Here is a 26,110-nt window from a genome sequence, read left to right as displayed (position 1 = left end):
GCTTCGCCCGTACCCTCGCCCCAACCCCTCTCCCGCAGGAGAGGGGCTTTGATTTCTTCTCCCTCCGGGAGAAGGTGCCCCGAAGGGGCGGATGAGGGCACGTGCAAAGCCTCGTGATATTCGGAATGTAAGTGGCTTCGCCCGTACCCTCACCCCAACCCCTCTCCCGCAGGAGAGGGGCCTTGAATACGGCTTTACTCAGGTTGCTGTTGCTGCGTTTGCGCAGGCTGCGTCTCCGGCCGCGGCGGCACAACGCGTGGAAAGCCTGGCGGCATCGTTTGTTCCGCGGGCACGATGCCGGGTGGCGGCAGCGGCGCCGTCGGTGGCGGGCTGACCACTGCCGCGTCCGGGCGCAGCTTCAGCAGTGCGGCCCAATCGCGTCGGTTGAAGTCGCAGAGTTCCTCGTGCGCTGGCGTGCATTCGCTGGCGATCCCGAGACTGTCTTCGTTCTGGTCCTGGCTGCTGTCGGACTGCGGGGCCGGTAACACCACACGGCCTGCGCGATCCAGCGGCATCTTGCGCATCATCACCGTGTTGAACACATTGCCGCCGATCAGGTACAGGGTGCGATCGCCGCCGACGTTGGCAGCGACCACCACATCGCAATGCGATTGCCACGGCATCGGTGCGCTGCCACCCAGCGCAGCCTTCAGACCCGCATAGCCGAGCGCCACGCTGCGGCCGCGCAGCAGGCACAGCATGTCACCGGGCGCGGGCTTTTCGACGGCGGGGTCGGCGAACTGATACGGCCCGGTGGCACCGTCGTTGTACGCGCTGCGGATGTAGTCCAGATGGCGCGCTGAACGATGGAAGCCACCGAGGCCGGATTGGGTCATCACCCACGAAATGAAGGCGGCCGACCACGGGTTGTCGATCAGGAACGCACGGCAATCGCTGGCGGTGTAGCGCGTGCCATCCAGTGCGGCACAGCTGGATGCACCGGGGCGGCCGCCCATCGAGGCGAGCGTGCCGCTGTCGCGCCAGTAGCCGGCCACGCGTTGCCATGCGACAACGCCATGGTCGGCCAGGTATCCGGATTCGGCTTCGGTCACACCGAGGCTGGCCAGCCGCCCCTTGGCATCGATAAACGGGTGCTGCCACAGACGGTGCTCATTGCAGGCGGTGCGCACGATGGCGATGGCGGCGGGGCTGGTGCCGAAGCGCGGCGGCATATCGCACACTTCCGCAGCCGCCGCGCTGCCTCCCAATCCAGCAAGCAGCAAGCACATCCACGGCCAGGGTCTTACAGTCATCGAACATTCCGCACGAAATCAGTCCGCGCAGGCTGCCAGAGCGGCCTGCGCACACGCGTGAAATCACGGCGCGGGCGGGCCGAGTTTGAGCGAGAGATCCACCGCCTGCACATGCTTGGTCAGGCCGCCGATGGAGATGCAGTCCACGCCGTCCTGTGCAATTGCGCGGATGCCGGCGAGGTCGACGCTGCCGGAGACTTCCAGTGGAATGCGCCGATCGCGCGGCAGCGACGCTGCGATACGCACGGCCTCGCGGCGCATGGCCGGGTCGAAGTCGTCGATGAGGATGCGCGTGCAACCGACCTGCAATGCCTCGCGCAGCTGCTCCAGCGTTTCCACTTCCACCACCAGCGGCAGCTGCGGTTGCTGCGCGCGTGCGGCATGCACGGCGGCGCTGAGCGAGCCGGCCGCGCGGATATGGTTTTCTTTCAGCATCACCGTATCGAACAGGCCGATACGGTGATTGTCGCCACCGCCGCAGCGCACCGCGTATTTCTGCGCCATGCGCAAACCTGGCAGCGTCTTGCGCGTGTCCAGGATGCGCGCGCCGGTGCCCGCGACGGCTGCCACGTACGCAGCGGTGGTGGTGGCGGTAGCAGACAAGGTCTGCAGGAAGTTGAGCGAGGTCCGCTCGGCGCTGACCAGGCTCCGGCTGTGCCCATGCAGCAGCGCGAGCACGCTGCCGGCGCTGACCTGCTGACCTTCGTGCACCTGCCAGTCGATGCGCACCTGCGGGTCGAGCGTGCGATGGGTGGCGTCGAACCACGGCCTGCCGGCGATCACCGCGTCCTGTTTGCACAGCAGATACGCGCTGTCTGCCTGGTCGGGCAGCAATGCCGCGGTGACATCGCCGCAGCCGATGTCTTCGGCCAGCGCGCGCGCCACGTCGGCATCGATCAGCGCCGCGGGCGGCGGCTCCGGCGCGGTGCGGACGGGCGAACTCACTTTTCGGGAAAGTCGGTGATCTGCGCGGTGGCGATGGCTTCTTCGGCCAGCAAGACCGGGATGCCGTCATCGACGCGGAAGATCTGCTTGCGATCGCGGGTGATCAACGCCTCGCGCAGCGGCTGTGCCTGCACGGTGCCGTCGGCGCGCTGCAGGCTTCCGCCGGCGATGGCGGTGTTGAGTGCTTCCAGGCCCTTGCCGTCCAGCAGCGAAAGCGGCTGACGGGTATCGGGCGAGCACAGCAGGTCGAGCAATTTGCGATCCATCGAAGTCTTGTCGTGCGTGGAGATTGGCTAGAATACGTCTTTACCGCAGGGCAGGGCCATGACCTCCAACCACTCCGCGCCGCTGGTCGGCATCGTGATGGGCTCCCGTTCGGATTGGGACACCATGCAACACGCGGCTCAGAAGCTTGATGCGCTGGGCGTGCCGTACGAAGTCAAGGTGGTCTCCGCGCACCGCACCCCGGATGTGTTGTTCACCTACGCCGAGCAGGCGGGCGAGCGCGGCCTGCGCGCAATCATCGCTGGTGCCGGCGGCGCGGCGCATCTGCCGGGCATGCTGGCCGCCAAAACCGTGGTGCCGGTGCTTGGCGTGCCGGTGCAGTCCAAGGCGCTCAACGGCATGGATTCGCTGCTGTCGATCGTGCAGATGCCGGCCGGGATTCCCGTGGCTACGTTTGCCATCGGCAATGCCGGCGCAGCGAATGCGGCCCTGTTCGCAGCGGCGATGCTGGCGCGGGAGTTGCCGCAGATCGGTGATGCGCTGGCGCAGTTCCGTGCCAGGCAGACCGACGATGTGATGGCCAGCGACGACCCGCGCCAATGAGCACCGTTGGCATTCTCGGTGGCGGCCAGCTGGCGCGCATGCTGGTGCTGGCCGGTGCGCCACTTGGCCTGTGCTTTGCGGTGTTCGACCCGGCGGCCGATGCCTGCGCAGGGCAGCTGGCGCCGCTGCAGGTTGGCGCGTTCGACGATACGGCGGCCCTGGCCGCATTCGCTGCGCAAGTGGATGTGATCACCTTCGATTTCGAGAACGTGCCGGCCGCCGCCGCGCAGCACCTTGCCGCGCAGGTGCCGGTGTTCCCAGGCCCGGCTGCCTTGGCGGTGGCGCAGGATCGGCTCAGCGAAAAGACCTTGTTTCGCGAGCTGGGCATCCCGGTGCCGGAGTTCGCCGCCATCGGCGATCGCGCCGGCCTGGATGCGGCGTTGGCGCAGATCGGTGCACCGTGCGTGCTCAAGACTCGCCGCTTTGGCTACGACGGCAAAGGCCAGTTCCGGATCAAGACGCTTGCAGACGCTGATGCCGCCTGGGACGCGCTGGGCGCGCAGGCGGCCACGGTGGGACTGATCCTCGAGGCGTTCGTGCCGTTTCAACGCGAGGTCAGCGTGGTTGCCGTGCGTGGCCGCGACGGTGAATTCCGTGCCTGGCCGCTGACCGAAAACTGGCACGTGGACGGTGTGCTGTCGGCCAGTCTCGCGCCCGCCCGGGTGGACGAGGCGTTGCAGACGGCTGCCGAAGCGCATGCACGTGCGATTGCCGACCGGCTGGACTACGTGGGCGTGTTCGCGCTGGAACTGTTCGTGCGCGATGGCCAGCTGCTCGCCAACGAGATCGCGCCGCGGGTGCATAACTCCGGCCACTGGACCATCGAAGGCGCCGAGACCTCGCAGTTCGAAAATCATGTGCGTGCGGTGCTTGGCCTGCCATTGGGCAGCACCGCGATGCGTGGACATGCCTGCATGCTGAACTGGCTGGGCAGCATGCCCGCGGCGGGTGCGTTCCTCGCCGTGCCGGGCGGGCATTGGCACGACTACGGCAAGCAGGCACGCGAAGGGCGCAAGGTCGGGCATGCCAGCGTACGTGCCGATACACCGCAGGCGCTGGCGACTGCGCTGGTGCAGGCGGGCAAGGCATTGCAGCGCGATGCACAGGTCGCGCCGGTGGTCGGACGTTTGCAGGAAGGCTGACCTGGCGCATTGCGGTTACGCAGCGGGGCCCACGTTCGGCAGTGTGCCGGGATGCCTCTCGAGGACGGGCGTGCGCTGTTGAGGCGCCTGGGGTGTGCCGCGCGCGGTAACCGAATCGGTTGCCGCTGCGAGGGTCAGCTCAATCGGCTGCCCACGAAGTCCCAGTTGATCAGTTTCCAGAACGCGTCCAGGTAGTGCGCGCGGTCCTGCTGGTAGTCCAGGTAGTACGCATGCTCCCAAATGTCGCAGGCGAGCAGCGGGGTGTCCGGGCCGGTGAGCGGCGTGGAGGCGTTGGGCGTGGCGACGATGGCCAGGGTGCCGTCCGGGCGCTGCACCAGCCAGGTCCAGCCCGAGCCGAAGGTGCTCAAGGCCACGCGATTAAACTCCTGCCTGAAATGCACGAAATCGCCGAACGATGCGGCGATGCTGTCGGCCAGCCTGCCCAGCGGCTCGCCGCCGCCGCGTGGGCGCAGGCACTGCCAGTAGAAGTTGTGGTTCCACACCTGTGCCGCCAGGTGGAACAACGTGCCCTGCGCCTGCGCGATGATCTCTTCCAGCGTCAGCTCGGCAAACTCGCTGCCTTCGATGCGTGCATTGAGCCGTTCGACCTCGTTGCGATGACAGATGCCGTGGTGCGACTCCAGTGTCGCGGACGAAAGGTGCGGCTCGAGGGCGGCGCGGGAGTAGGGCAGTGCAACGTGTTCGATCGGCATGATGGCAAGGGCAGCGAAAGGAGTCCGGCGGCAGGTCGCGTGAAGGCTTACAATGCGCGCCTTTGCGGAAGTCTATCCGACCCGGCGGTCGGGCCTGCCGCTCCCAGTCAGGAGAGTCCAATGCCGGTGATGGAACGGATCCAGGCCGAAGTCGAACAACACCCCATCGTGCTGTTCATGAAAGGCACCCCGCAGTACCCGATGTGCGGCTTTTCCAGTCGCGCGGTGCAGGCGCTGGTCGCTGCCGGCGCCGACCAGCTGCGCACGGTCAACGTGCTGGAAGAACCCGAAGTGCGCGCAAACCTGCCGCGCTATTCCAACTGGCCGACCTTCCCGCAATTGTTCATCCACGGCGAGTTGATCGGCGGTTGCGACATCACGCTGGAACTGTTCGAAGCCGGCGAGCTCAAGCGCATTGTCAGCGAGGCCTATCAGCCGTGACCGAAGTGCAGGGCCAGCCCGAAGCGGCCGCCTTGGCCGGGCGGGTCGTGCTGGTGACCGGCGCCGCCGGCGGGCTGGGCAGCGCTGCCGCACAGGCGTGCGCGGCGGCCGGTGCCACGCTGGTGCTGCTTGGCCGCAAGCTGCGGCCGCTGGAGCGCGTGTATGACGCGGTGGCCAAGCTCGGCCCCGAGCCATTGCTGTATCCGCTGGATTTGGCAGGTGCCACGCCTGACGACTATGCGGTGCTCGCACAACGGTTGCAGAGCGAGCTGGGCGGTCTGCACGGCCTGCTGCAGTGTGCGGCCGAGTTCGGCGGTCTGACGCCGGCCGAACTCGCGGCGCCGGCCGACTTCGCCCGCAGCATCCACGTCAACCTCACCGCACGCGCATGGTTGACGCAGGCCTGCCTGCCGCTGCTGCGGCAGCAGCGCGATGCGGCGGTGGTGTTCGTTGTGGACGATGCTGCACGGATCGGTCAGGCGTACTGGGGCGCGTACGGGGCTGCCCAGTACGCCCAGCACGGCTTGATCGCCAGCCTGCACCACGAGACCGCCGCCGGCCCGGTGCGTATCCACGGCCTGCAGCCCGGCCCGATGCGCACCGCGTTGCGTGCGCGTGCCTTTACCCATCAGGAAGACAGTCAGGCGGCCGACCCCGCAGTGGCGGCGTCGGCCTGCGTCACCCTGTTGTCCATGGCAGGTGCTCCGCACCGCGGTGCGATCTGGAGCCCTTCGGCATGACCATTCTGTCGGCAGCCTTGCTGCTGTTCTTGATTCTCGACCCGCTGGGCAATATCCCGGTGTTCCTCAGCGTGCTCAAGCCGCTGCCGCCCAAGCGGCAACGCTTCGTGCTGGCGCGCGAACTGCTGATCGCCCTGTGCGTGCTGATGGCCTTCCTGTGGGGCGGCAAATACGCATTGGAGCTGATGCACCTGCGCCAGGAATCGGTGGCGATCGCCGGCGGCATCGTGCTGTTCCTGATCGGCATCCGCATGATCTTCCCGCGGCCGGAGGGCCTGATGGGCGAGATCCCCGATGGAGAGCCCTTCATCGTGCCGCTGGCCATCCCGCTGGTGGCTGGCCCCTCGGGCATGGCCGCGGTCATGCTGATGGGCAGTAACGAGCCCACCCGGCTCTGGGACTGGAGCCTGGCGCTGATGATCGCCTGGATCGGCGCCTCGTCGATCCTGGCCTCGGCACCGTTGCTGTACAAGCTGCTCGGTCACCGCGCATTGACCGCTGTCGAGCGTCTGATGGGGATGTTGTTGGTCGCCATCTCGGTGCAGATGTTCCTGGATGGCTTGGGCACGTACTTCAAGCTGCCGGTTTCGATTTAAGACGCTTGTCATCAGGCCGGTCGCCTGACCGGTTGCCGCCATCCGCGCGGAAGGGCGGGGTGACTGCGCGACCAGACTTCGAGCCGCGACTTTCCCGATATGCCGAGACGCACGTCGCGCTCTCTCTGCGACCCCGTGCAATCTGGCATGTGCGCCTTCACATGGGCAGTTCATGTTGCACTGCGCGAACTTTGTCACGCCGCCGTCACAATCAGGCCTTAGCGTGTTAATCTGTTGTTAACCGTTGCGGCAGCAACCAGCCGCGCGGCAAGGGACCCCAGATCATCGGCAGCCCACCCCCGGGAACGGTTGGGCTGACTGCGCCTTTTTGTCACTGCCCAACCTGTATCGAGGCTACCGAAATGACCCACCCCCGTTGTCTTCGCATGTCCAAGCTGACGCTTGGCCTTGTCGCCGCACTCGCTGCTGCCCCTGTCTTTGCCCAGAGCACCTCCGCCGGCGTCGCTGGTTTGGTCACCAGCAGCGGCGGCCAGCCGGTCCCGAATGCCGAAGTCACGATCACCCACGTCGAATCGGGCACCGTCAGCCGCGCCACCACCGATGCCAGCGGACGCTACAACGCGCGCGGCCTGCGTGTGGGTGGGCCGTACACGATCACCATCACCAAGTCCGGCGAAGGCACCAAGACCGAAGAGGGTGTGTACCTGAACCTCAATCAGGTCAATAGCGTCGATGCTTCCCTGGGCGGCGATGTGACCACGCTGGGCGCGGTGCAGGCCATCGGCGGCGATTACGGCTCGGCGCTGTTCAGCGCCAACAAGATGGGCACCGGCACCAACGTGACCCGCGAGCAGATCGAATCGCTGCCGTCGATCAACCGCAACCTGCAGGACTATGTGCGCCTGGATCCGCGTGTGGCGCAGACCGACAAGGCGCGTAACGAGATCTCGGTGGGCGGCCAGAATCCGCGCTTCAACCTGATTCGCGTGGACGGTATCAGCACCAACGATGCGTTCGGCCTTGAATCCAACGGCCTGCCGACGCCTCGCCAGCCGTTCTCGATGGATGTCATCGACGAGATCTCGGTGGACGTTGCCAACTACGACGTCACCATCACCGGCGCCACGGGCGGCGTGATCAATGCCGTCACCAAGTCCGGTACCAACGAATTCCACGGATCGGTGTACGGCACCTACCGCGAGAACGATTGGTCGGGCAAGAACCAGAACGACATCCGTCCGCAGCTGTTCGACAACGAAACCACGTATGGTTTGACCCTGGGCGGCCCGGTCATCAAGGACAAGCTGTTCTTCTTCGCCAATTACGAAAAGTACAAGGGCAAGGGCGTGTTTACCGGCGCTTCCGGCTACGGTCCGATCGGTTCTGGCGCGAGTAACATCGTGCAGATCCCGCAGGCGGATATCGATCGGATCATCGACATCTCGCGCAACACCTACGGGTTTGATCCGGGAACGTTGGCGCTGCCGGCACTGGATTCGGAATCCGAAGAGAAGGGCTTCAAGCTCGACTGGAACATCTCCGACAAGCACCGGGCCTCGGTGCGTTACGGCGAGAGCGAACAGAGCACCGCCAATCTCAATGGCTTCGGCAATCAGGCGTTGTCGCTGAATTCCTTCCACTACGTCCGCGACTTCAGCCTCAAGACATACACGGCGCAACTTTTCAGTGACTGGACGGACACGTTCTCCACGGAAGCCAAGGTGTCGTACCGCGATTACTCGGCAGTGCGTACTGCTGCCTCGCAGCTGCCGGCCATTGCTGTGCGGATCAATAACAACACCGTCAACCTGGGCACCGAGCAGAGCACCCAGGCCAACGAACTGCGGACCGAAACCTGGAACGCCTTCTTTGCCGGCACGTTGTTCTTGAACGACCACACCGTCAAGTTCGGCTTTGACTACGAAGATAACGACCTGTTCAATCTGTTCGGTCAGCGTGTCTTCGGTTCCTACACGTTCAACTCGATTGCCGACTACGCCGCCAACCGCCCGCTGAACTATCGTTATTCACGCTCCAACAGCGGCAACATCGACGACATCGCGGCCAACTGGGGCATGCGTAATGTCGGCGTATTCCTGCAGGATACGTGGGCCGTCAACAACAACCTGACGCTGACGTTCGGTGTGCGTTATGACGAGCCGATGGTCAAGAACAGCCCGGCCTACAATGCAACCGCGTCGACGCTGTTCGGCTTCCGCAACGACCAAACCATCGACGGGAATGGATTGTTCGAGCCGCGCTTCGGTTTCAACTACACCTTCGACAGCGATCGCCCCACCCAGTTGCGTGGCGGCGTGGGCCTGTTCCAGGGTGCCGCGGCAACCGTGTGGTTGTCCAACCCGTATTCCAACACCGGCCTGGCGTATACCGATTACAACTTCTCCAGCCAGACGCTGGTGAACACCAATGGCATTCGTTTCACGCCTGACATCAACAATCAGCCGATCGGTAATGGTTCGTTGAATGGCGCTACGCAGTCCGTCGATTTCGTCGACAGCAAGCTGGGTCAGCCGTCGGTATGGAAGGCCAACCTGGCATTCGATACCGAGCTGCCCTGGTACGGCATCGTGGCATCTGCCGAGGCAGTGGTGACCAAGGTCAACGAGGCGATCTACTACCAGCAGCTCAATCTGGGCAGTACCAGCCGCGTGGGTCAGGATGGTCGTAACCTGTACTGGAATACTGCAGGCTTGAATCCGGCCTGCTGGTTGGAGGATGGCCGTAACCCGACCGGTGCCGGCGCTCCGGCGGCTTGTGTGCGCGGCACCGCCTCGGTGGTCGATGCGCGCGGTTCGCGTGATCCGCGTTTCAACGATGCCATCATCGCGCGTCCCACCGACAAGGGTGGCAGCGAGAGCTTTACCGTCGGTCTGAATAAGCCCTTCAATGGTGGTGACTGGTCGTGGGGCCTGTACTACACCTACACCGATGCCGATGAAGTCAGTGGTCTCACCAGTTCCACCTCGGGCTCGCAGCTCGGTAACAACGCGGTTTTCCAGGCCAACGAAAACGTCGCCTCGACCGCTGCGTATGAGGTCAAGAACAGCATCCTCGGCACCTTGAACTGGAAGCATGCGTTCTTCGGCGACTATGAAACCAAGTTGGGCCTGATCTACCAGGGTCGCAACGGTCGTCCGTACAGCTACGCCTTCGATAACGACGCCAATGGCGACGGTCGCTTGAACGACCTGCTGTACATCCCGGCCGGTCGCGGCGATGTGCTGTTCGGTACCGCTCGAGAAGAACAGGCGTTCTGGAACTACATCGAAGGCAACGAGTATCTGGCTGCCCGCCGTGGTCAGGTCGCCGAGCGCAACGGCGCACGCAACTCCTGGATCAACCAGTTCGATCTGCATATCGAGCAAGAGATCCCGGGCTTCTTCAAGGACAACAAGGCCTCCCTCTGGCTTGACGTCATGAACGTCGGCAACCTGCTCAACAAGAAGTGGGGCCGTGTCGAGGAGTATGGCTTCCCGGGCATGCGTGGTGTCGTGGAATACGGCGGTATCGATGCGGCCAGCGGCAAGTACGTGTATCGCTTCAATACACCGGACCAGTCCACGGTCTATGACGATCGCGGCATCTCCCGCTGGGCGCTGCAGCTGGGCTTCCGCTACCAGTTCTGATTGCGGTTAGCGTGTCGTGTGTTGCGGAAACGGCCGGGGCAACCCGGCCGTTTTCTTTTGGGCGGGTGAGTACGCTAAAGTTCCTGAGATACGACAGGAGCAAGCTATGGAACTCAGCAGTACGGCAGCACGGGCGCTGCCGGTGGTGGATGCGCGGATCTACCCGCGTGGTGGCCTGGACGTCTTGTCCAAGGCGGAAGTGGCCAGGCTGCGCGATGCCTCCAGTGGCGGCATGCACGAGCTGTTGCGCCGTTGCGCGCTGGCCGTGCTGACCAGTGGCAGTGCCTCGGACGACCCGCGCGCCGCGCGCGACCTGTATCCGGACTTCGATATCCAGGTGAACCAGCAGGACCGCGGTATCCGCATCGATCTGATCAATGCCCCGGCGATGGCATTCGTGGACGGCGAGATCATTCGCGGCGTGGCCGAGCTGCTGTTCGCCGTGGTGCGCGACCTGGCCTACATGGCCATCGAGCTTGAGGCCCAGCGCGGCGATCTGGACACCAGCGAAGGCATCACCAATGCGGTGTTCGGCCAGCTGCGTAACGCGCGCATCCTGCAGCCGTCGGACCCGAACCTGGTCGTGTGCTGGGGTGGGCATTCCATCTCGCGCGACGAGTATCTCTACACCAAGCAGGTGGGTTACGAGCTAGGCCTGCGCGGCCTGGACATCTGCACGGGCTGCGGACCAGGCGCGATGAAGGGCCCGATGAAAGGCGCGACGATTGCCCATGCAAAGCAGCGCAAGCACCACACGCGCTACATCGGCGTGACCGAGCCCGGCATCATCGCGGCCGAATCGCCCAACCCGATCGTCAACCATCTGGTGATCATGCCGGACATCGAGAAGCGCCTGGAGGCCTTCGTCCGCATCGGCCACGGCATCCTGGTGTTCCCAGGCGGTGTCGGCACGGCCGAAGAGATCCTTTACCTGCTCGGCATTCTGCTGCGCGAGGAAAATGCGGGCCTGCCGTTCCCTCTGATCCTAACCGGCCCGACCATCGCCGCGCCGTACTTCGCGCAGATCGACCGCTTCATCCGCCTGACCCTGGGAGATGCGGCCGCCTCCCGCTACGAAATCATCGTCGGCGACCCGGTCGCCGTGGCGCGCCGCATGGCCGAAGGCATCCACGAGGTGCGCGCGCACCGCAAGGACCAGAAGGATTCGTACTACTTCAACTGGTCGGTGCACATCCCGCTCGAGTACCAGCAACCGTTCGAGCCCAGCCACGAAGCCATGGCCGACCTGGACCTGCACCATGGCCGCCCGGCACCCGCACTAGCGGCAGACCTGCGCCGTGCCTTTTCCGGCATCGTCGCCGGCAACGTCAAGGAAGACGGCATGCGCCGCATCGAAGAGTTCGGCCCGTTCGAAATCAACGGCGACCCCGACATCATGCAGGCCCTGGACGAGCTGCTGCGCGGCTTCGTCGAACAGCGCCGGATGAAGATCTCGGGGGATTACCGGCCTTGTTATCGGGTGGTGACTTGATCTTTGGTCGGATCAAACTGACGCTCGTCGGTACAAATGCCCGTTCGTCGAGACAAAGCTTGTCTTGAATTGGGAAGCGATTCATGCTCCCTAGCACTAACGCTGGGGAGCGTAATTGATGCGTGAATTTCGTAGCCGCGGGTTTACGCTGGCTGAGCTGATGATCACCATTGCGGTGCTCGCAATCGTTACGGCGATCGGCTATCCAAGTTTTCAGGGGGTCATTCGCTCAAACCGAGCTGCCACCGCCAACAACGAAGTGCTGGGATTGCTCAATCTTGCTCGAAGTGAGGCTCTTCGTAGCGGTCAAAGGGGGGCGATCTGCGGAAGCAGTAATGGTACTGCCTGCGATGGCAGTTGGGGCGGCGGGATTTTGGCTTGGGGGGATGTCAACGCCAACGGTGCACTGGATGGCGGGGAGCCTGTATTGCGCTACTGGCTCGGTAATCCACGGTTGGTCGTTCAAGGTCCAGGTACTGCAGTCATTGCTTTCGATGGAAGGGGGCGCCGAGTCTCAGCTGGCGACCAGCAGGTCACGGTGCGTCCTGATCAGTGCTCCGGCCAATCGTTGATGCGGACCCTGCTGGTTAATGCAGCGGGGCAGGTGAGAAGCAGAAAGGATGCCTGTTGATGAACAGTGCCGGCTGTAGACGACAAACGTCGGGGTTTACACTTATCGAGGTCCTCATCGCGATCTTGGTGCTCGCTTTTGGATTGCTTGGATTTGCATTACTGCAAACCATGAGCGTACGGTTCGTACAAAGCGCTAATTATCGAACGCAGGCGACCAACCTTGCTTACGATTTGCTAGATCAGATGCGGGCCAACCGCTATCAAGCGAGTCAGTATACGGCAGCCAGCTTCGCTGCCGGCTCCGCTCCAGCAAAGGGACCATGTGCGCGCCCAACAGGTGCCACGGTTTCCATTGCTCAAAATGTCGAGCGCTGGAAATGTCAGGTAGGTAAAGCGCTTGGAGACTCGGCATCTGCCAATGTCGTCGTGGCAAACGGCCAAGTTACCGTTTCGATCTCGTGGGGCGACCAGCGCTGGGATGCGAACGATCCTGATACAGCAACAACTTTTGCATTGCAGACGGAGATCTGAATTCATGAGTGCACGAGTCAAGTTTGCAGGCTTCTCACTTATCGAGATGATGATCGCGCTGGTCATTGGCCTGCTGCTGTTGCTTGGGGTGATACAGGTATTTTCTGCATCCCGGACAGCCCTTCAGCTTTCCGAAGGAGCATCGCGTGCTCAGGAAAATGGTCGATTCGCACTGGATTTCCTAGCTCGTGACATCCGTATGGCTGGTCATTTCGGCTGTGTCAATGATCAGGCCCATTTCGTAAAAGGCGAAGGTGACCCGCGCGTCAATCTCTCTGCAGCCACAGGAAGTGGTAACCCTCTCGATTTCTCCGTATCCATACAGGGTTACGAAGCAACGGGTACGGCGCCAGGGGGGCGAATTCAGATCGGTGGGACATTGGCGGCGGCTACCGGAGTTCCTTCTCAGATTCAATCTCTCAATCCGGCTCCTTTACCTGGAAGCGATATTCTGGTGTTGCGATATCTGTCTGCCGAAGGTGTCCCGGTTACGGGAATTGTCCGGTCTGGGAGCGCATCAGTCGTTAGCGTAAATGGTGCCCGCTGGTCGCGGCTGACGAGCGGAGGTGTGGGTGCGCCTAGTTTGTTCGGCATTGCCGATTGCTCCCATGCCGATGTTTTTACCGGTACATCCGCTGCTGGTTCAGTAACTGCCTCAGTAGATCTTTCGCGCTACACCGCCCAGCCGACCGGGCAGACGATGCTCTATCGCGCCGAGTCATTGGTTTACTACGTGGGATCGGGTACGTCCGGTGAGCCATCGTTGCGGCGTGCACGGGCAGATAGCACCGGTGCATATACGCAAAACGAGGACTTAGTGGAAGGAGTGGAGAGCTTGCAATTACTGTATGGCTTGGACGCGACTGTGGATATCTCCAGAGGAACTCCCCCTGCAGGAAACATTACCTCACATGTAGTTGCCTCTGGCCTCACTGCGCCCGCTAACGCTGCGGGTGCGAACCAATGGCGAAGAGTAGGCGAGGTCCAGGTTGGAATTGTAGCCAGAAGCCCTTCTGCTGCTGCAGCCGGCGCCACTGCAAGTGATGACCCGTTGGGTGTATTGGGCGTATCTGTTTTGCCGCCTGCAACTCCCGATGGTCGCTATCGAGCGAGTTATGAGCTTTCCGTCGCGCTCCGTAATCGCTTATTTGGAAACTGAGATGCATGTGAAACCGCGCTTTTTCAATCGACGAATGTCTGCTCCCAGGACTCGCCAAGGTGGTGCTGTTTTGTATATCGCCTTGATTATGTTGATTCTGCTTGCCCTGATAGGGATCTCTGCAATGCAGGGAGCTGGCATGCAGGAAAAAATGGCGTCCAATTATCGCGCGGCCAATCGCTCTTTCCAGCAGGCGGAGGGTGTTGTACGAAATGCCGAGGCTTCCGTCGAGGCTGTCTCGAATCGTACTGCGTTGCCGACGGGGAATGTCGTGAGTTCAGGCGACATCAAACGCGGATGCGATGATGGATTCGACCCAGTCTTGTGGGCTCAACAGCAGACATCCAATAAAGCAGTCAATGTTCGTCAAATCGACCAGTGCATCCAGGGCGAGGCAAACATCGGAATGGGGCAGGCACTGGATTCGGCATCCCCTATCTTTCAGATTACAGGCATAGCCGTGGATGACGAGACTAATGCGTCTTCTCGATCTGCGGTCGATACCGTATTCAAGCTTTGAAGGCCATTTTTATGCCATCGCGTAAAATAAAAATTGCTATCGCATCTGGCGCTGCCTTGGTCGGTGGCTTGGGGGCGATATACATGCTGGTTGCTGCACAAGGTCAGGGCGTTTTAGCCCAGGCGCCGCTTAACAGTAAGTTGTCGATACCTTCAGCGTTCATCATGGCAGTCGATGACTCGGGCTCGATGACGTTTCAGACCCAGTTTCCGGGTGCTGACGGTCAAGGTTGTTGGAGCACCAATCGCGAAAGTTTCTTTTCATCGCCAGGCGTGCTCAACACGACCGGGCAATGTGGTTACAATCATGTCACGATTGGTCCGCGCCTGGACATTACACGCCGAGGTGTACCTCCGCTTGATATCTATGGGTTTGCAAGGTCTTCGGCCTACAATCCCACCTATTTCAATCCTGAGGTTGAATACGATCCATGGATTGGAAAGAATCGCAGTATCTATTCCGAAGCGAGTACGTCTGCGACTAAAATTGATCCAAGATCAGATGCAACAGTGGATCTGACTGCTAACTCTTTGCTGACAGATTGGCAGGATTCATCATGGATGCAGAATGGAATGGTGATTCCAAAGGGTGTTCTTTATAGGCGGGTTAATGTAAATAACAGAAACCAGGTAACTGGCTATGGTAATGTTCAGTCGTCGGATGGTGCAGAGTGGAGCAGCGGTCAAGCCTATGTGGTGATGTCAACTATTCGTTCGGTATTTTTCACTCCCTACACCCGAAATACAGATCCCCTTCCTGTCCTACCTGGTTACCCGAATGCTTATGCAAATGTGCCGCGAGTGCGTGTCGCAAATGCGTGCGGTCAAGGGTGTGATTTGTGGAAATACACGATTCCACCCACGGGAGCTGCTGATGCATTGCAAAACTTCGCAAATTGGTTTTCTTTTTATGGCAATAGAAATAAAGCCATCATCGCAGGCATGACGCGCTCTCTGAATTCGGTCGAACCCAATTTGCGCGTGGGCTACTTCAGAATTAACCAGAACGCTAGTTATGACTCCGTAACTGATTCGCTCCCAATGCGTAGCTTGTCAGACGATGCGCAGAGAGAAGCGCTCTACAATGAAATGATTGGACTTACGGCATCTGGTGGTACACCCAATCGCGAAGCGGTGAATGCTGCCGGCATACAATTCAAAAGAACCGATAGTGGGGCGCCAATTCAACTGGCTTGCCAAAAAAATTCCATTATGCTTTTTACTGACGGTTATAATAATAATCCTGATGGTTCTGCAGGTGCCTCAAATGACGAGGGCGACGGCCTGATGGGAGTTCCCTTCAAGGACGGGAACTCGAACACAATGGGTGATATTGCAGCAAAGTACTACAATGATATCAATGGAAAGTCTCCGCTTCGCCCTGATCTGCCTGGCGGACTTGTGCCCGTTCCCAGCGCTTGTGCCTCTGCTCCTAGCGTGCGGCTTGATTGTCAGAAAAATCTGCATATCAATTTTTATGGCGTGACCCTGGGGGCACGCGGAAACCTATTCGACCCTGACAGGGTGAAAGACGCCTACACCGATCCATCAGTCTACGATAACTGGCCCGCGCGCTCAGACAATGATCCTGCGACTGTCGACGATATCTGGCACGCGGCGGTCAATACCCGTGGTGAATATATAAACGCACGCACTCCCGCTGATATTACAGCTGCGATTGATCGCGTTCTGGCGTCCGTTACTTCTGGGCCTTCTCCGTCTGGTACCTTTGCACAAAGTGGTGCGCGTATTGGTAACGGCTCATTTGCGGTATCACCTTCTTATGAGGTCGGTGCCGATGGTGTGGACTGGTATGGCAAGTTGGTTGGGAGCACTGTTTCGGTAAATCCGCAGTCGAGACTTGCGACGACAACGCAGGTTTGGGAGGCAAGTTCACGCATTCCGGCGGCGGCTTCGCGAAATATTATTGTGAGTGAAGCGGGTGCCGCTAACGTTTTTAATGCAAGCAATGTTTCTCTTGCGGATCTCTGCACGAAGCCGGCAGGGCTTTATCCGGGTATCACCAAGTGCTCGGAACTTCGCTTGACTGCCCTGGGAGCGTCTGCGCAGACTGCTGTAGCTTACTTGAGGGGTGATCCCGTTGGAGAGGTGAAGAGGGGCGGGAAGTTCCGTGATCGAACTACCTTGCTTGGAGATATTGTTAACTCTACTCCTGTTATTAGTGCTCCAACGGACGATTTTGGCTATCGCTCATTGTCCGGCGCGCTGGGTACCAGTTATGAAGCCTATCTCAATGCCAAGAAGGCAGCAGGGCGGTATACCGTCTATGTCGGCGCCAATGACGGTATGTTGCATGCGTTCGATGCTGGCATGACTGCAGATGGTTCGATGGATGGTAATGGCGGGCTAGAGCGCTTTGCCTATATCCCTGCCACGGCGTTGGGACATATGGGGGACTTGTTGTTGCCCTCAGATCCTACCGGTAAGTCAGTGGAGTATCAGCATCGATATTACGTTGATGGCCCTGTGGTAGTTGGCGATGTCAATTACGGCAGTAGTTGGAAAACGGTCGCTGTAGGCACCGCCGGTGCTGGCGGGCGTAGTATTTTTGCCTTGGACGTCACCAATTCCTCCAGTTTCTCGGCGTCTAGCCGGCTGTGGGAAATTAGCGATCTCGATACTAGCTTGTCGACCACAGTAAGAAACAACATCGGCCATGTGCTTGGTAAGCCTGTGATCGTACCGGTAAGGGCTGCCAATGGCGGTGTGACCTGGAAGGCGATCTTCGGGAACGGCTACAACAGTCAAAGCGGCAAAGCAGTGCTGTTCCTGGTTGATATTAAGGCCGGCGCGCCGACGGTAACAATGATCGAAGCGAACGAAGCCGGAGGTGGCAGTGCCGGGAGCAATGGGCTAGGAAACATAGTGGTAGTGGATCGTTGGGGTGGAACGTCGTTGACCGAAGGCGTCCGTGACGGGTACGCGGATACAGTGTACGGGGCTGACCAGAAGGGAGCGATCTGGAAATTTGACTTGCGGAGTTCCGCAACCTCAATCACTGCCCCCCTCTTCACTGCTAGGACGTCTACGGAGAGTGGACAGACTTACCGTCAGCCTATTACCGGAGGACTGGTTGCAACTGCCGGAGACGCAGGTGGTGTAATGTTGTTTTTTGGCACCGGAAGCTTCTCTTTTGAAAATGATCCCAAGGACGAGGCTATTCAATCCTTGTACGGTATTAACGATACCTCCAGGGCGGGTCCTGTCGTTCCGCTAACGCGAGCAAATCTGCAGGGAAGTAGCGTCGCAGCAGCCACGCAAGGAGGGGATCGCATATTGACACGTGGTGCAGCGCCGGCAAATTCGCAGGGTTGGTATGTGGATCTGCCTTCCAAGGAGCGCATGGTGGGAAATCCATCGATTGCGTCCGGGATTGTGCTAATGCCGACCTACACCCCGGTTCTGGTCAGTTCCGGCTGTTCTCCCGAAGGTTCAAATTGGTTGTTTGGTCTGGATACGCGCACAGGCGATGGCGCTTTGATCGATGCCCGCAAAGGATCGCCGGGAGGTGCACGCTTTTCGGCTGGGACGGCGGCCACATCCTTGTCTACCGGCGGCACCGCGCCAGTCAAGGATGTAGGAGTTTCAGCCATTCCCAGGTTGTCGCCAGCCGAAAGTGGCAGTGTTCCTGGCGGTCAGGCCTGCTGGATGGTCGTTAATGCCGCTGGCTCTGCGCCGCTTTATGTGCCATATCCTTGTGGTAGACAGTCTTGGAGACAGGTCCAATGATGATGTTCCTAAAGATCGCAAGGTCTTCAGCTAGCTCAGCTGTCCGTGATGTCCCAAGGGCCTCCGGCTTCACGTTGATCGAGCTGATGATTGTGGTTGCGGTTGTTGCTATCTTGTCTGCAATCGCTTATCCAAATTACGTCGAACATGTTCGTAAATCGCGACGGGCTCAAGTGAAGGCAGATCTCGTTGAGTATGCGCAGTTGGCTGAGAGGTTCCACACGGTACGTAATACCTACGCGGGATTCACGTTACCCACCGTTGTGTCGCCGAGGGAGGGGGGAACAGCAGCGTATCGGCTTGGTCTTCAGGCCAGTCAGTCGACTTTCTCTATTTCCGCTACTGCGCAAGGTGGCCAGGTGCAGGACAAATGCGGCGATTTGGGTATTGACCAAGCGTCAAGGAAGTCCAATTCTAAGGGCGCAAAATCTGACTGCTGGTGAGGTCCAGATGTTTGCTCCTGGGGGTTGCATCTCCCGAAATTGGTGTCTAGAATACGCCTCCCCGCCCGAATAGCTCAGCCGGTTAGAGCACTTGACTGTTAATCAGGGGGTCGTTGGTTCGAGTCCAACTTCGGGCGCCAAGATGTGAAAAGAGGCCGCGACTAGTCGCGGCCTTTTTTTTGGCCTCACGGCTGCGTGCAGCTGGTGGGCATGGCGTAGCGCACGGCGCGTGCTCTCCCTGCGTTGTTGACCACAACGTCTGCAAGTCGCTTGGCATTGGTGCACAGGCTGATGGTGATGTTGGTGCCGCTGCTTCGGCCGCTGGGAAGGAACCGGACTACAGGCCTGCCGAGGCTCGAGGTGACGTCGATATCGCCAGTCGCCGGATACTGGGTAATCCTTAGAATGGCGTCGCTTTGGGCTGGTTGCCCGTGGCGGTCAGGGTCCTTGAACAGAATCCAGCCCTGACTCCACACCCGGTCGGGCCGGCAGGTCGCCCCATCGGCAGATGGGCACATGCTTATGGGGACGCGCTGTGTAATGGCCAGACTTCTCGCCATCGCAAGATGTGCCGTGAGCAAATGCACTCGTGTCGTCGCCCGATGCCACTCCAGAACGCTCTGGAAGCTCGGCAGGCCGATGGCTGACGTGATGGCGATGACTGCCATCACGACCAACAACTGCACTGCGGTGTACCCTCTCGCGCTCGAACGAGTCACTGCTTCCATCGCGCTCTCCCTGAGGTCGAGCAAGCAGTCTCCGTGTTGGCCGCATGTCAGGAAACGCTTGCTTCACTCAAGTGAGCGTCAGTTTTTTACCGGCATCGACCTACGAGATTTCGTACCGTCCCCCCGAGATCCGCTCCATGACCGACCGTTTTGAACTCGTCTCCCCGTACTCTCCAGCCGGCGACCAACCCGCTGCCATCGAGAAGCTGGTGGCCAACTTCGAGGCCGGCCTGGCCAAGCAGACCCTGTTGGGCGTGACCGGCTCCGGCAAGACCTACACCATTGCCAACGTCGTACAGCAGGTGCAGAAGCCGACCCTGGTGATGGCGCCCAACAAGACGCTGGCAGCGCAGTTGTACGGCGAGTTCAAGTCGTTCTTCCCGAACAACGCGGTCGAGTACTTCGTCAGCTACTACGACTATTACCAGCCCGAGGCCTATGTGCCCTCGTCGGACACCTTCATCGAGAAGGACAGTTCGATCAACGAGCACATCGAGCAGATGCGCCTGTCGGCGACGAAGACGCTGCTCTCGCGTCGTGACTCGCTGGTGGTCGCCACCGTCTCGGCGATCTATGGACTGGGTGCACCGGAGGACTACCTGTCGCTGCGCCTGATCCTGTCGATCGGCGAGCACATCGACCAGCGGCAGTTGATCCGTCATCTCACCGATCTGCAGTACACGCGCAATGAATTCGAGCTCACCCGGGGCGCGTTTCGCGTGCGCGGGGAGGTGGTGGACGTGTTTCCGGCCGAGTCCGATACCGAGGCATTACGGATCGAGTTGTTCGACGGCGATGTCGAGCAGCTGACCTTGTTCGATCCGCTGACCGGCGAGACCCTGCGCAAGCTGCAGCGGTACACCGTCTATCCAAAGACGCACTACGCCACCACGCGCGAGCGCACGCTCAGCGCCGTCGATACGATCAAGGAAGAGCTGAAGGAACGGCTGGAACAGCTGTATTCGCAGAATAAGCTGGTCGAAGCGCAGCGTCTGGCACAACGCACTCAGTTTGATCTGGAGATGATGGCCGAGGTGGGCTTCTGCAACGGCATCGAGAACTATTCGCGGCACCTCACCGGCAAAGCGCCCGGTGAGCCGCCACCGACATTGTTCGACTACTTGCCGCCGGACGCATTGCTGGTCATCGACGAATCCCACGTGACCATTCCGCAGATCGGCGCGATGTACAAGGGCGACCGTTCGCGCAAGGAAACGTTGGTGGAATTCGGCTTCCGCCTGCCGTCGGCACTCGACAACCGGCCACTGCGCTTCGAGGAATGGGAAGCGCGCTCTCCGCGCAGCATCTATGTGTCGGCGACCCCGGGACCCTACGAGTTGCGCGAGTCCGCCGGCGAAATCACCGAGCTGGTCGTGCGTCCAACGGGGTTGATCGATCCAGTCGTAGAGATCCGCCCGGTGGGCACCCAGGTCGACGACCTGATGTCCGAGGTGCACGAGCGCATCAAGCTCGGCGACCGCGTGCTGGTCACCACGCTGACCAAGCGCATGGCCGAAAACCTCACCGAATACCTGGGCGAGCACGGCATTCGCGTGCGCTATCTGCACTCGGACATCGACACGGTCGAGCGCGTGGAGATCATCCGCGACCTGCGCCTGGGCAAGTTCGATGTGTTGGTCGGCATCAACCTGCTGCGCGAAGGCCTGGACATGCCGGAGGTGTCGCTGGTGGCGATCCTGGACGCGGACAAGGAAGGCTTCCTGCGTTCGACTGGTTCGTTGATTCAGACCATTGGCCGCGCCGCGCGCAACCTGCGCGGCAAGGCCATCCTGTATGCCGACAAGATGACACGCTCGATGCAGGCGGCGATCGACGAAACCGACCGGCGTCGCGAAAAACAGGTCGAGTACAACCTCGAGCATGGCATCACACCGAAGTCGGTGGCGCGCCCGATCTCCGACATCATGGAGGGTGCCCGCGAGGACGCCGCCGAGAAGAAGGCTGGCAAGGGACGTTCGAAGTCGCGTCAGGTGGCCGAAGAAGCGCCGGACTATCGTGCGATGAAGCCTGCCGAGATCGCCGGCAAGCTCAAGAGCCTGGAGCAGAAGATGTACCAGCACGCCAAGGATCTGGAGTTCGAGGCTGCGGCCCAGATTCGTGACCAGATCCAGAAGTTGAAGGCGGCAAGCCTGGGGTAGGGCAGGGCGTTGTCTAAGCGCAAGGAGGGCTTGTGATCCTCAAAACCCTGCGCTAGAATGCGCGCCCTGCACAGCGCAATGCTGGCGCAGGATTCGGGCGGTTAGCTCAGCGGTAGAGCACTACCTTGACATGGTAGGGGTCACAGGTTCGAACCCTGTACCGCCCACCACTTCAAGTCCAGACGACATCAGGGCTTGGGTGGCTTCAAGATCGGCAGCGACGTTTGCCACTGACTCCAGAAGTGACGTTGCTCAGAAGTTTCTCTTGCTTCGGCCTGTCCTTGGCCAGATCTTCGATGATCGACTTCACCCCTTCGTCGCTGCACTTGGATGCCTAGGATCTAGCCTTGTGCAACGGTGGTTGGTTGTGTCTGCTGGGCGGTGAGCCTGCAAGACGCTCCCCATGCGGCTGGTCCACGTTGCCGCGGCCCTGGGACGATGTAGCGGCCAACTCCATCCGATCTACGATAGGGCCGTGGAGTTCATTCTTTCTTATTGCCTACTACATCTGCGCGATTGCCGCCTTGCGCGGGTCGCTTGACCCGCTAACTGAACGCTACTTCGGACGACTTGGGCGCGTTACCAGTGCAAGCGGCTGGCTTCTGCGATCGGCCGATGCCGCTGGCTAGCTGCCACTCCCCAAGGCTTGATCCAATCCAGGCTCACCCGCACCGCTTCCGGACCAGTGCTGTCTGGCCAGCGCGGTCGCATGGGTCCACCGAAAGCGCTTTCTCCGTCACACGTCCTGCTTTAACATCCCATCCGCGCTGACGGAAAGGAAGGCTGGCGATGGACGAGTATCAGCACACCGTGCTGACCAGGGGAGGGTATCGCGTCGTGGCGATTACGCGCGATGAGATGTATGCACCTGATGCTGTTGTGGCGTACGCGGTCGTTACCGATGCGGGGGCGCGAATCACGCCCGATCTGTCCCTGGACCAGGCGAAGGTATGGATCGACTCTCTCGTCGAAAGTGAGAGCGGGGGGCGAAAGTCCGGCCTGATCGATCATAAGCCCGTTGTTCGTCGCTAGTTGTCGTCAGATGCAAGCCTAAGGAGAAGGGCGCATGTCCAAACCCAAAACGATTGCGATTGCCACCTTGGTCGCTGTGCTCACCGGGTACTTGCTGTCCGGCTATATCACGCTGCTCTTGCTGCGGCTTGATACGGCCCTGTACAGCTGGGATACCTATTACCGCTATTTCAGCGCATTGGGTTTGCCGCAAGTCGCTCCGTTCGCCACTAAGATCAAGATGTCCGGTGTCATTGGCTTCGGTCTGCCGGGAATCGTTTGGCTCATTGCGATTGCATTGATCCTCAAGCCGAAGGCGCGAGCCCTGCATGGTGACGCACGCTTCGCTGGCGCCGCCGATCTTGCCAAGCACGGGCTCTTCAAGCCCAGCGGGAACGGCATCGTCGTCGGCAAATTCAACGGCAAGCTGGTGCGTCTGAGCGGGCAGCAATTCGTGATCCTTGCGGCGCCGACGCGCTCGGGCAAGGGTGTCGGTGTCGTCATCCCCAACCTGCTCGAGTACCAGGAATCGATCGTCGTCCTGGACATCAAGCAGGAAAACTTCGATCTCACCAGTGGTTGGCGTGCGAGTCAGGGCCACGAAGTCTTCTTGTTCAATCCGTTCGCCGAAGACCGGCGCACGCATCGCTGGAATCCGTTGACCTACGTGTCGAACGACCCGGCGTTCCGCGTCTCGGACCTCATGAGCATTGCCGCGATGCTGTATCCGGATGGCTCGGACGACCAGAAATTCTGGGTCAGCCAGGCGCGCAATGCGTTCATGGCCTTTGCCCTGTATCTGTTCGAGAACTGGGACGAAGAGCTGTCGCTGGGCTTTCCGGGCGGGGCAGGGGCGCCGACGCTGGGCGGCATTTACCGGCTCTCGTCCGGCGACGGCACCGACCTGAAGAAGTACCTGAAGTCGCTGTCGGAGCGGCGGTTCCTCAGCAGTAATGCCAAGTCGGCTTTTGCCAACATGCTGTCACAGGCGGATGAGACCTTCGCCTCGATCATGGGCACCTTGAAAGAACCGCTCAACGCGTGGATCAACCCCGTGTTGGACGCTGCCACCAGCGCCGACGACTTCCTGCTGACGGACCTGCGCAAGAAGAAGATGACGATCTACATCGGCATCCAGCCCAACAAGCTGGCCGAGAGCCGCCTGATCATCAACCTGCTCTTCAGCCAGATCATCAACCTCAATACCCGTGAGCTGCCGAAGTCCAACCCGGAGCTCAAGTATCAGTGCTTGCTGCTCATGGACGAATTCACCTCGATCGGCAAGGTGGACATCATCGCCACCGCTGTAGCCTATATGGCCGGCTACAACATCCGCTTGCTGCCCATCATCCAGAGCATGGCGCAGCTGGATGCGACCTACGGCAAGGACCTGTCGCGCACCATCATCACCAACCACGCCCTGCAGATCCTCTACGCACCACGCGAACAGCAGGATGCCAACGACTACTCCGAGATGCTGGGCTACACCACCATCAAGAAGAAGAACGTCACCAGGGGGCGGGAGACCACGCATAGCGTGTCAGAGGAGCGTCGGGCGTTGATGTTGCCGCAGGAGCTCAAGGCGATGGGCATGGCTAAAGAGGTCTTTCTGTACGAGGGTATTCCGCATCCTGTCAAATGCGACAAAATCAAGTATTACGAAGACAAATATTTCACGTCCAGGCTGTTGGCTAAGGTAGACATTAAGCCAATCCAAATTTTGTGAACGCTATCACGCCATTTGTTGGGCTTGTGCCTGTTTTGCTGAAATTTTAACTAATGCTTGACGTGGCGTCGCTATCAGTGCAAATTGACAAGTCAAGATTGGGGCAAGATCTGCGGCGAGCCGGAGCGGCTCGGTCGGGGCTCAACATGGAACGTTTCGATGATTTCAATCAAATTTGTTTCTTCCGCCTTGGTTTTGTTGGGGTCTCGGGCAGTTGCGCCGGGCTCGGGCAGGTGCTTGGCGAAAGATACTTCTGGGTTCATTCAAGCCAGTGGCCGAAGTGAACTCGTCTGGCGAAAGCCATCACTCCCGCCATGGAGATGTAGCGTGAGGCAAGCGCAGGTCCTAAAAATGTGTGTAGTGTCGGGTGCAATTCTCTTGCTCAGCGCTTGCGCGACCAAGGCTGCCCCTGATTTCGGTGGACGGTGGAAGCCTGTCAACCGATTTGCCAAGACCACCATGGAAATTCCGCTTTATAAGTCTTATGTCTACCAAGCGACGCCTATGGACGGGACGTTGAAGGCGATGCTGGAGCGATGGGCCAAGGATTCCAGCATGGATCTGGATTACAAGATCCTTTCTGACTACACGCTATTTGGCGCGGTGGCAGAAATTTCTAGTACCAATGTCAATGAGGCTGCAGCCAGCCTGAGTGCTGTCTATGCGGGCCAGGGTGTCTCGGTTGTGGTTGTCGGCAACAAGATCGTTGTACAGCCGGCATCAAGCTCGGCCGCCAAGCCTGGCGCTAATCAGTAGATCCCTCTGCCGCCCCCCGGTGGGTGCGGGCCCAACGATCGTATTTGGTAATCAACGGATAACCCATGTTCCGTAAGAAGGAAGCCGCGGGAGCCAAGGTAGAGCAGTCTGTCGCCAAGGCCGTCAGTTATGAAATCACTGTGGCCGACATGGCCCGCAAGAGCGAGCGACGTGCCTGGATGGTTGCAGGATGCTCGGTAGTTTTGTCAATGATTTTGGCAGGCGGCTATTTTTATATCCTTCCACTGAAGGAGAAGGTTCCCTTCTTGGTAATGGCCGATGCCTATACCGGAACGGCAACCGTCGCTCGCCTGACCGGAACGTTCCAGGGTGAAAAAATTACCACGAACGAAGCTATTAATCGTAGCAACGTCGCGCAATATGTCTTGGCGCGTGAATCTTATGATTCGCAGTTGATGGGTTTGCGGGATTGGGATTTGGTGTTTTTGATGTCATCTGACTCGGTCGCCGCTTCCTATCGACAGCTTTACGCGAAAGCAAACCCGGCAAATCCGTTTGTCATGTATGGCCGTGAGAAAGCGATCCGGGTCAAAATTTTGAGCTTGACCCCTCTCGATGCGCGTCCTGATGGTGGGTTTAGTGGTGCTTCAGTGCGTATCCAGCGCAGCCTATTTGACAAGCGAACGGGCGTCAGTAGGTATCTGGATAGCCGGATTATCACAATGCGTTTTACTTACCGCAATGACGTAGCGTTTTCCGAGCAGGACAGGGTGTTGAATCCGCTCGGCTTCCAAGTAGCTGAATACCGAGCCGATACGGACTACTCGAAGGGAGTACCGGTTCCGGCTGACGACGCCGAAGCACTCGATGCACCGGCTGATCAAGCTGCCCCGGCGGCGCAGGGTGCTGCCGAGATGCTGGACGCGAGAGTCGATCAATTGCCCGTTATCGGAGCTGGCGCGCCTCAAGCGGTGGGGCCACAAACGGTCGAGCCAATTTCCATTGGAACTGCTGAGGGAGCAAGCAACCGATGAGT

Annotated in this window: 24 protein-coding genes and 2 tRNA genes; 21 read left to right on the top strand and 5 right to left on the bottom strand. The window is 60.2% G+C overall.

Features of this window, described 5'->3' with window-relative positions; translation table 11 throughout:
• Window positions 1-194: 194 nt before the first annotated feature.
• The 3 genes from ABQZ09_RS09590 to ABQZ09_RS09580 form a co-directional block, all read right to left on the bottom strand.
• Entirely contained in the window at window positions 195-1,253 is a 1,059-nt protein-coding gene (locus ABQZ09_RS09590; RefSeq protein ID WP_349776759.1) for a DUF2272 domain-containing protein, read from the bottom strand.
• 63 nt (window positions 1,254-1,316) lie between these two features.
• Window positions 1,317-2,198 (bottom strand): carboxylating nicotinate-nucleotide diphosphorylase, encoded by an 882-nt coding sequence (gene nadC, locus ABQZ09_RS09585; protein ID WP_349776758.1) that lies wholly within the window; start codon window positions 2,196-2,198, stop codon window positions 1,317-1,319.
• Window positions 2,195-2,464 (bottom strand): Trm112 family protein, encoded by a 270-nt coding sequence (locus ABQZ09_RS09580; RefSeq protein WP_039407479.1) that lies wholly within the window; start codon window positions 2,462-2,464, stop codon window positions 2,195-2,197. Before ABQZ09_RS09580 ends, nadC begins: the two co-directional genes overlap by 4 nt.
• 58 nt (window positions 2,465-2,522) lie before the next feature.
• On the opposite strand from ABQZ09_RS09580, the gene purE reads away from it, so the two are divergent.
• Window positions 2,523-3,026, top strand: a complete 504-nt coding sequence (gene purE, locus ABQZ09_RS09575; protein ID WP_184555051.1) for a 5-(carboxyamino)imidazole ribonucleotide mutase — start codon at window positions 2,523-2,525, stop codon at window positions 3,024-3,026.
• Entirely contained in the window at window positions 3,023-4,168 is a 1,146-nt protein-coding gene (locus tag ABQZ09_RS09570; protein ID WP_228314011.1) for a 5-(carboxyamino)imidazole ribonucleotide synthase, read from the top strand. Before purE ends, ABQZ09_RS09570 begins: the two co-directional genes overlap by 4 nt.
• Window positions 4,169-4,302: 134 nt before the next feature.
• Here the strand turns inward: ABQZ09_RS09570 and ABQZ09_RS09565 are convergent, their stop codons facing one another.
• On the bottom strand, window positions 4,303-4,881 hold the full coding sequence (locus ABQZ09_RS09565; RefSeq protein WP_039563610.1) for a superoxide dismutase: 579 nt from the start codon (window positions 4,879-4,881) through the stop codon (window positions 4,303-4,305).
• A gap of 120 nt (window positions 4,882-5,001) precedes the next feature.
• On the opposite strand from ABQZ09_RS09565, the gene grxD reads away from it, so the two are divergent.
• The 12 genes from grxD (at window position 5,002) to ABQZ09_RS09505 (ending at window position 18,873) form a co-directional block, all read left to right on the top strand.
• The gene (grxD, locus tag ABQZ09_RS09560; protein WP_039407489.1) at window positions 5,002-5,322 is read left to right on the top strand and encodes a Grx4 family monothiol glutaredoxin; all 321 of its coding nucleotides are present in this window, start codon (window positions 5,002-5,004) and stop codon (window positions 5,320-5,322) included.
• Window positions 5,319-6,062 (top strand): SDR family NAD(P)-dependent oxidoreductase, encoded by a 744-nt coding sequence (locus ABQZ09_RS09555; protein ID WP_039407491.1) that lies wholly within the window; start codon window positions 5,319-5,321, stop codon window positions 6,060-6,062. Before grxD ends, ABQZ09_RS09555 begins: the two co-directional genes overlap by 4 nt.
• Window positions 6,059-6,658, top strand: coding sequence for a YhgN family NAAT transporter (locus tag ABQZ09_RS09550; RefSeq protein ID WP_039407493.1), 600 nt, complete (start codon window positions 6,059-6,061; stop codon window positions 6,656-6,658). Before ABQZ09_RS09555 ends, ABQZ09_RS09550 begins: the two co-directional genes overlap by 4 nt.
• Before the next feature lie 362 nt (window positions 6,659-7,020).
• Entirely contained in the window at window positions 7,021-10,266 is a 3,246-nt protein-coding gene (locus tag ABQZ09_RS09545; RefSeq protein WP_349776757.1) for a TonB-dependent receptor, read from the top strand.
• 106 nt (window positions 10,267-10,372) lie between these two features.
• The gene (gene ppnN, locus ABQZ09_RS09540; RefSeq protein ID WP_349776756.1) at window positions 10,373-11,758 is read left to right on the top strand and encodes a nucleotide 5'-monophosphate nucleosidase PpnN; all 1,386 of its coding nucleotides are present in this window, start codon (window positions 10,373-10,375) and stop codon (window positions 11,756-11,758) included.
• A 118-nt stretch (window positions 11,759-11,876) separates the two neighbouring features.
• A complete protein-coding gene (locus ABQZ09_RS09535; RefSeq protein ID WP_184555042.1) occupies window positions 11,877-12,389 on the top strand; it encodes a GspH/FimT family pseudopilin in 513 nt (170 codons plus the stop codon).
• Entirely contained in the window at window positions 12,389-12,862 is a 474-nt protein-coding gene (pilV, locus tag ABQZ09_RS09530) for a type IV pilus modification protein PilV (protein ID WP_184555040.1), read from the top strand. Before ABQZ09_RS09535 ends, pilV begins: the two co-directional genes overlap by 1 nt.
• 4 nt (window positions 12,863-12,866) lie before the next feature.
• The gene (locus ABQZ09_RS09525) at window positions 12,867-14,021 is read left to right on the top strand and encodes a PilW family protein (protein WP_349776755.1); all 1,155 of its coding nucleotides are present in this window, start codon (window positions 12,867-12,869) and stop codon (window positions 14,019-14,021) included.
• A 1-nt stretch (window position 14,022) separates the two neighbouring features.
• On the top strand, window positions 14,023-14,541 hold the full coding sequence (locus ABQZ09_RS09520; RefSeq protein WP_184555036.1) for a pilus assembly PilX family protein: 519 nt from the start codon (window positions 14,023-14,025) through the stop codon (window positions 14,539-14,541).
• A gap of 11 nt (window positions 14,542-14,552) precedes the next feature.
• Window positions 14,553-18,290, top strand: a complete 3,738-nt coding sequence (locus ABQZ09_RS09515; RefSeq protein ID WP_349776754.1) for a pilus assembly protein — start codon at window positions 14,553-14,555, stop codon at window positions 18,288-18,290.
• 2 nt (window positions 18,291-18,292) lie between these two features.
• A complete protein-coding gene (locus tag ABQZ09_RS09510) occupies window positions 18,293-18,733 on the top strand; it encodes a type IV pilin protein (RefSeq protein WP_456362174.1) in 441 nt (146 codons plus the stop codon).
• Between the two features lie 63 nt (window positions 18,734-18,796).
• Window positions 18,797-18,873 (top strand) — tRNA-Asn (locus ABQZ09_RS09505).
• Window positions 18,874-18,918: 45 nt separating this feature from the next.
• On the opposite strand, the gene ABQZ09_RS09500 is transcribed toward ABQZ09_RS09505, so the two are convergent.
• Complete coding sequence (locus ABQZ09_RS09500) at window positions 18,919-19,461, bottom strand: GspH/FimT family pseudopilin (RefSeq protein WP_349776753.1); 543 nt, start codon at window positions 19,459-19,461, stop codon at window positions 18,919-18,921.
• Window positions 19,462-19,598: 137 nt separating this feature from the next.
• Between ABQZ09_RS09500 and uvrB the strand changes: the two genes are divergently transcribed.
• The 7 genes from uvrB (at window position 19,599) to ABQZ09_RS09465 (ending at window position 26,108) form a co-directional block, all read left to right on the top strand.
• Window positions 19,599-21,620, top strand: a complete 2,022-nt coding sequence (uvrB, locus tag ABQZ09_RS09495) for an excinuclease ABC subunit UvrB (protein ID WP_166745151.1) — start codon at window positions 19,599-19,601, stop codon at window positions 21,618-21,620.
• Between the two features lie 95 nt (window positions 21,621-21,715).
• Window positions 21,716-21,790: transfer RNA gene (locus ABQZ09_RS09490), tRNA-Val, on the top strand.
• Between the two features lie 619 nt (window positions 21,791-22,409).
• Entirely contained in the window at window positions 22,410-22,652 is a 243-nt protein-coding gene (locus ABQZ09_RS09485) for a hypothetical protein (protein ID WP_039407510.1), read from the top strand.
• 34 nt (window positions 22,653-22,686) lie between these two features.
• A complete protein-coding gene (locus ABQZ09_RS09480) occupies window positions 22,687-24,357 on the top strand; it encodes a type IV secretory system conjugative DNA transfer family protein (protein WP_184555028.1) in 1,671 nt (556 codons plus the stop codon).
• A gap of 146 nt (window positions 24,358-24,503) precedes the next feature.
• The gene (locus tag ABQZ09_RS09475) at window positions 24,504-24,641 is read left to right on the top strand and encodes a hypothetical protein (protein ID WP_184555025.1); all 138 of its coding nucleotides are present in this window, start codon (window positions 24,504-24,506) and stop codon (window positions 24,639-24,641) included.
• Window positions 24,642-24,708: 67 nt separating this feature from the next.
• Window positions 24,709-25,113 carry a hypothetical protein gene (locus ABQZ09_RS09470; RefSeq protein ID WP_039407516.1) on the top strand — a complete coding sequence of 135 codons (405 nt, stop codon included), beginning with the start codon at window positions 24,709-24,711 and terminating at the stop codon, window positions 25,111-25,113.
• A gap of 65 nt (window positions 25,114-25,178) precedes the next feature.
• Entirely contained in the window at window positions 25,179-26,108 is a 930-nt protein-coding gene (locus tag ABQZ09_RS09465) for a VirB8 family type IV secretion system protein (protein WP_228313999.1), read from the top strand.
• Window positions 26,109-26,110: the final 2 nt, after the last annotated feature.

Source organism: Xanthomonas sp. WHRI 6106 (genome assembly GCF_040202405.1).
GTDB lineage: Bacteria > Pseudomonadota > Gammaproteobacteria > Xanthomonadales > Xanthomonadaceae > Xanthomonas > Xanthomonas cannabis.
This window is presented reverse-complemented; position numbering and strand designations above follow the sequence as displayed.

Bases quoted from the DNA above. Each gene is read 5' to 3' on its own strand.
- ABQZ09_RS09590 (WP_349776759.1), bottom strand. From the start codon at position 1,253: ATGACTGTAAGACCCTGGCCGTGGATGTGCTTGCTGCTTGCTGGATTG.
- ABQZ09_RS09580 (WP_039407479.1), bottom strand. From the start codon at position 2,464: ATGGATCGCAAATTGCTCGACCTGCTGTGCTCGCCCGATACCCGTCAG.
- purE (WP_184555051.1), top strand. From the start codon at position 2,523: ATGACCTCCAACCACTCCGCGCCGCTGGTCGGCATCGTGATGGGCTCC.
- ABQZ09_RS09570 (WP_228314011.1), top strand. From the start codon at position 3,023: ATGAGCACCGTTGGCATTCTCGGTGGCGGCCAGCTGGCGCGCATGCTG.
- ABQZ09_RS09565 (WP_039563610.1), bottom strand. From the start codon at position 4,881: ATGCCGATCGAACACGTTGCACTGCCCTACTCCCGCGCCGCCCTCGAG.
- grxD (WP_039407489.1), top strand. From the start codon at position 5,002: ATGCCGGTGATGGAACGGATCCAGGCCGAAGTCGAACAACACCCCATC.
- ABQZ09_RS09550 (WP_039407493.1), top strand. From the start codon at position 6,059: ATGACCATTCTGTCGGCAGCCTTGCTGCTGTTCTTGATTCTCGACCCG.
- ABQZ09_RS09545 (WP_349776757.1), top strand. From the start codon at position 7,021: ATGACCCACCCCCGTTGTCTTCGCATGTCCAAGCTGACGCTTGGCCTT.
- ppnN (WP_349776756.1), top strand. From the start codon at position 10,373: ATGGAACTCAGCAGTACGGCAGCACGGGCGCTGCCGGTGGTGGATGCG.
- ABQZ09_RS09535 (WP_184555042.1), top strand. From the start codon at position 11,877: ATGCGTGAATTTCGTAGCCGCGGGTTTACGCTGGCTGAGCTGATGATC.
- pilV (WP_184555040.1), top strand. From the start codon at position 12,389: ATGAACAGTGCCGGCTGTAGACGACAAACGTCGGGGTTTACACTTATC.
- ABQZ09_RS09525 (WP_349776755.1), top strand. From the start codon at position 12,867: ATGAGTGCACGAGTCAAGTTTGCAGGCTTCTCACTTATCGAGATGATG.
- ABQZ09_RS09520 (WP_184555036.1), top strand. From the start codon at position 14,023: ATGCATGTGAAACCGCGCTTTTTCAATCGACGAATGTCTGCTCCCAGG.
- ABQZ09_RS09515 (WP_349776754.1), top strand. From the start codon at position 14,553: ATGCCATCGCGTAAAATAAAAATTGCTATCGCATCTGGCGCTGCCTTG.
- ABQZ09_RS09510 (WP_456362174.1), top strand. From the start codon at position 18,293: ATGTTCCTAAAGATCGCAAGGTCTTCAGCTAGCTCAGCTGTCCGTGAT.
- ABQZ09_RS09500 (WP_349776753.1), bottom strand. From the start codon at position 19,461: ATGGAAGCAGTGACTCGTTCGAGCGCGAGAGGGTACACCGCAGTGCAG.
- uvrB (WP_166745151.1), top strand. From the start codon at position 19,599: ATGACCGACCGTTTTGAACTCGTCTCCCCGTACTCTCCAGCCGGCGAC.
- ABQZ09_RS09485 (WP_039407510.1), top strand. From the start codon at position 22,410: ATGGACGAGTATCAGCACACCGTGCTGACCAGGGGAGGGTATCGCGTC.
- ABQZ09_RS09480 (WP_184555028.1), top strand. From the start codon at position 22,687: ATGTCCAAACCCAAAACGATTGCGATTGCCACCTTGGTCGCTGTGCTC.
- ABQZ09_RS09475 (WP_184555025.1), top strand. From the start codon at position 24,504: ATGGAACGTTTCGATGATTTCAATCAAATTTGTTTCTTCCGCCTTGGT.
- ABQZ09_RS09470 (WP_039407516.1), top strand. From the start codon at position 24,709: ATGTGTGTAGTGTCGGGTGCAATTCTCTTGCTCAGCGCTTGCGCGACC.
- ABQZ09_RS09465 (WP_228313999.1), top strand. From the start codon at position 25,179: ATGTTCCGTAAGAAGGAAGCCGCGGGAGCCAAGGTAGAGCAGTCTGTC.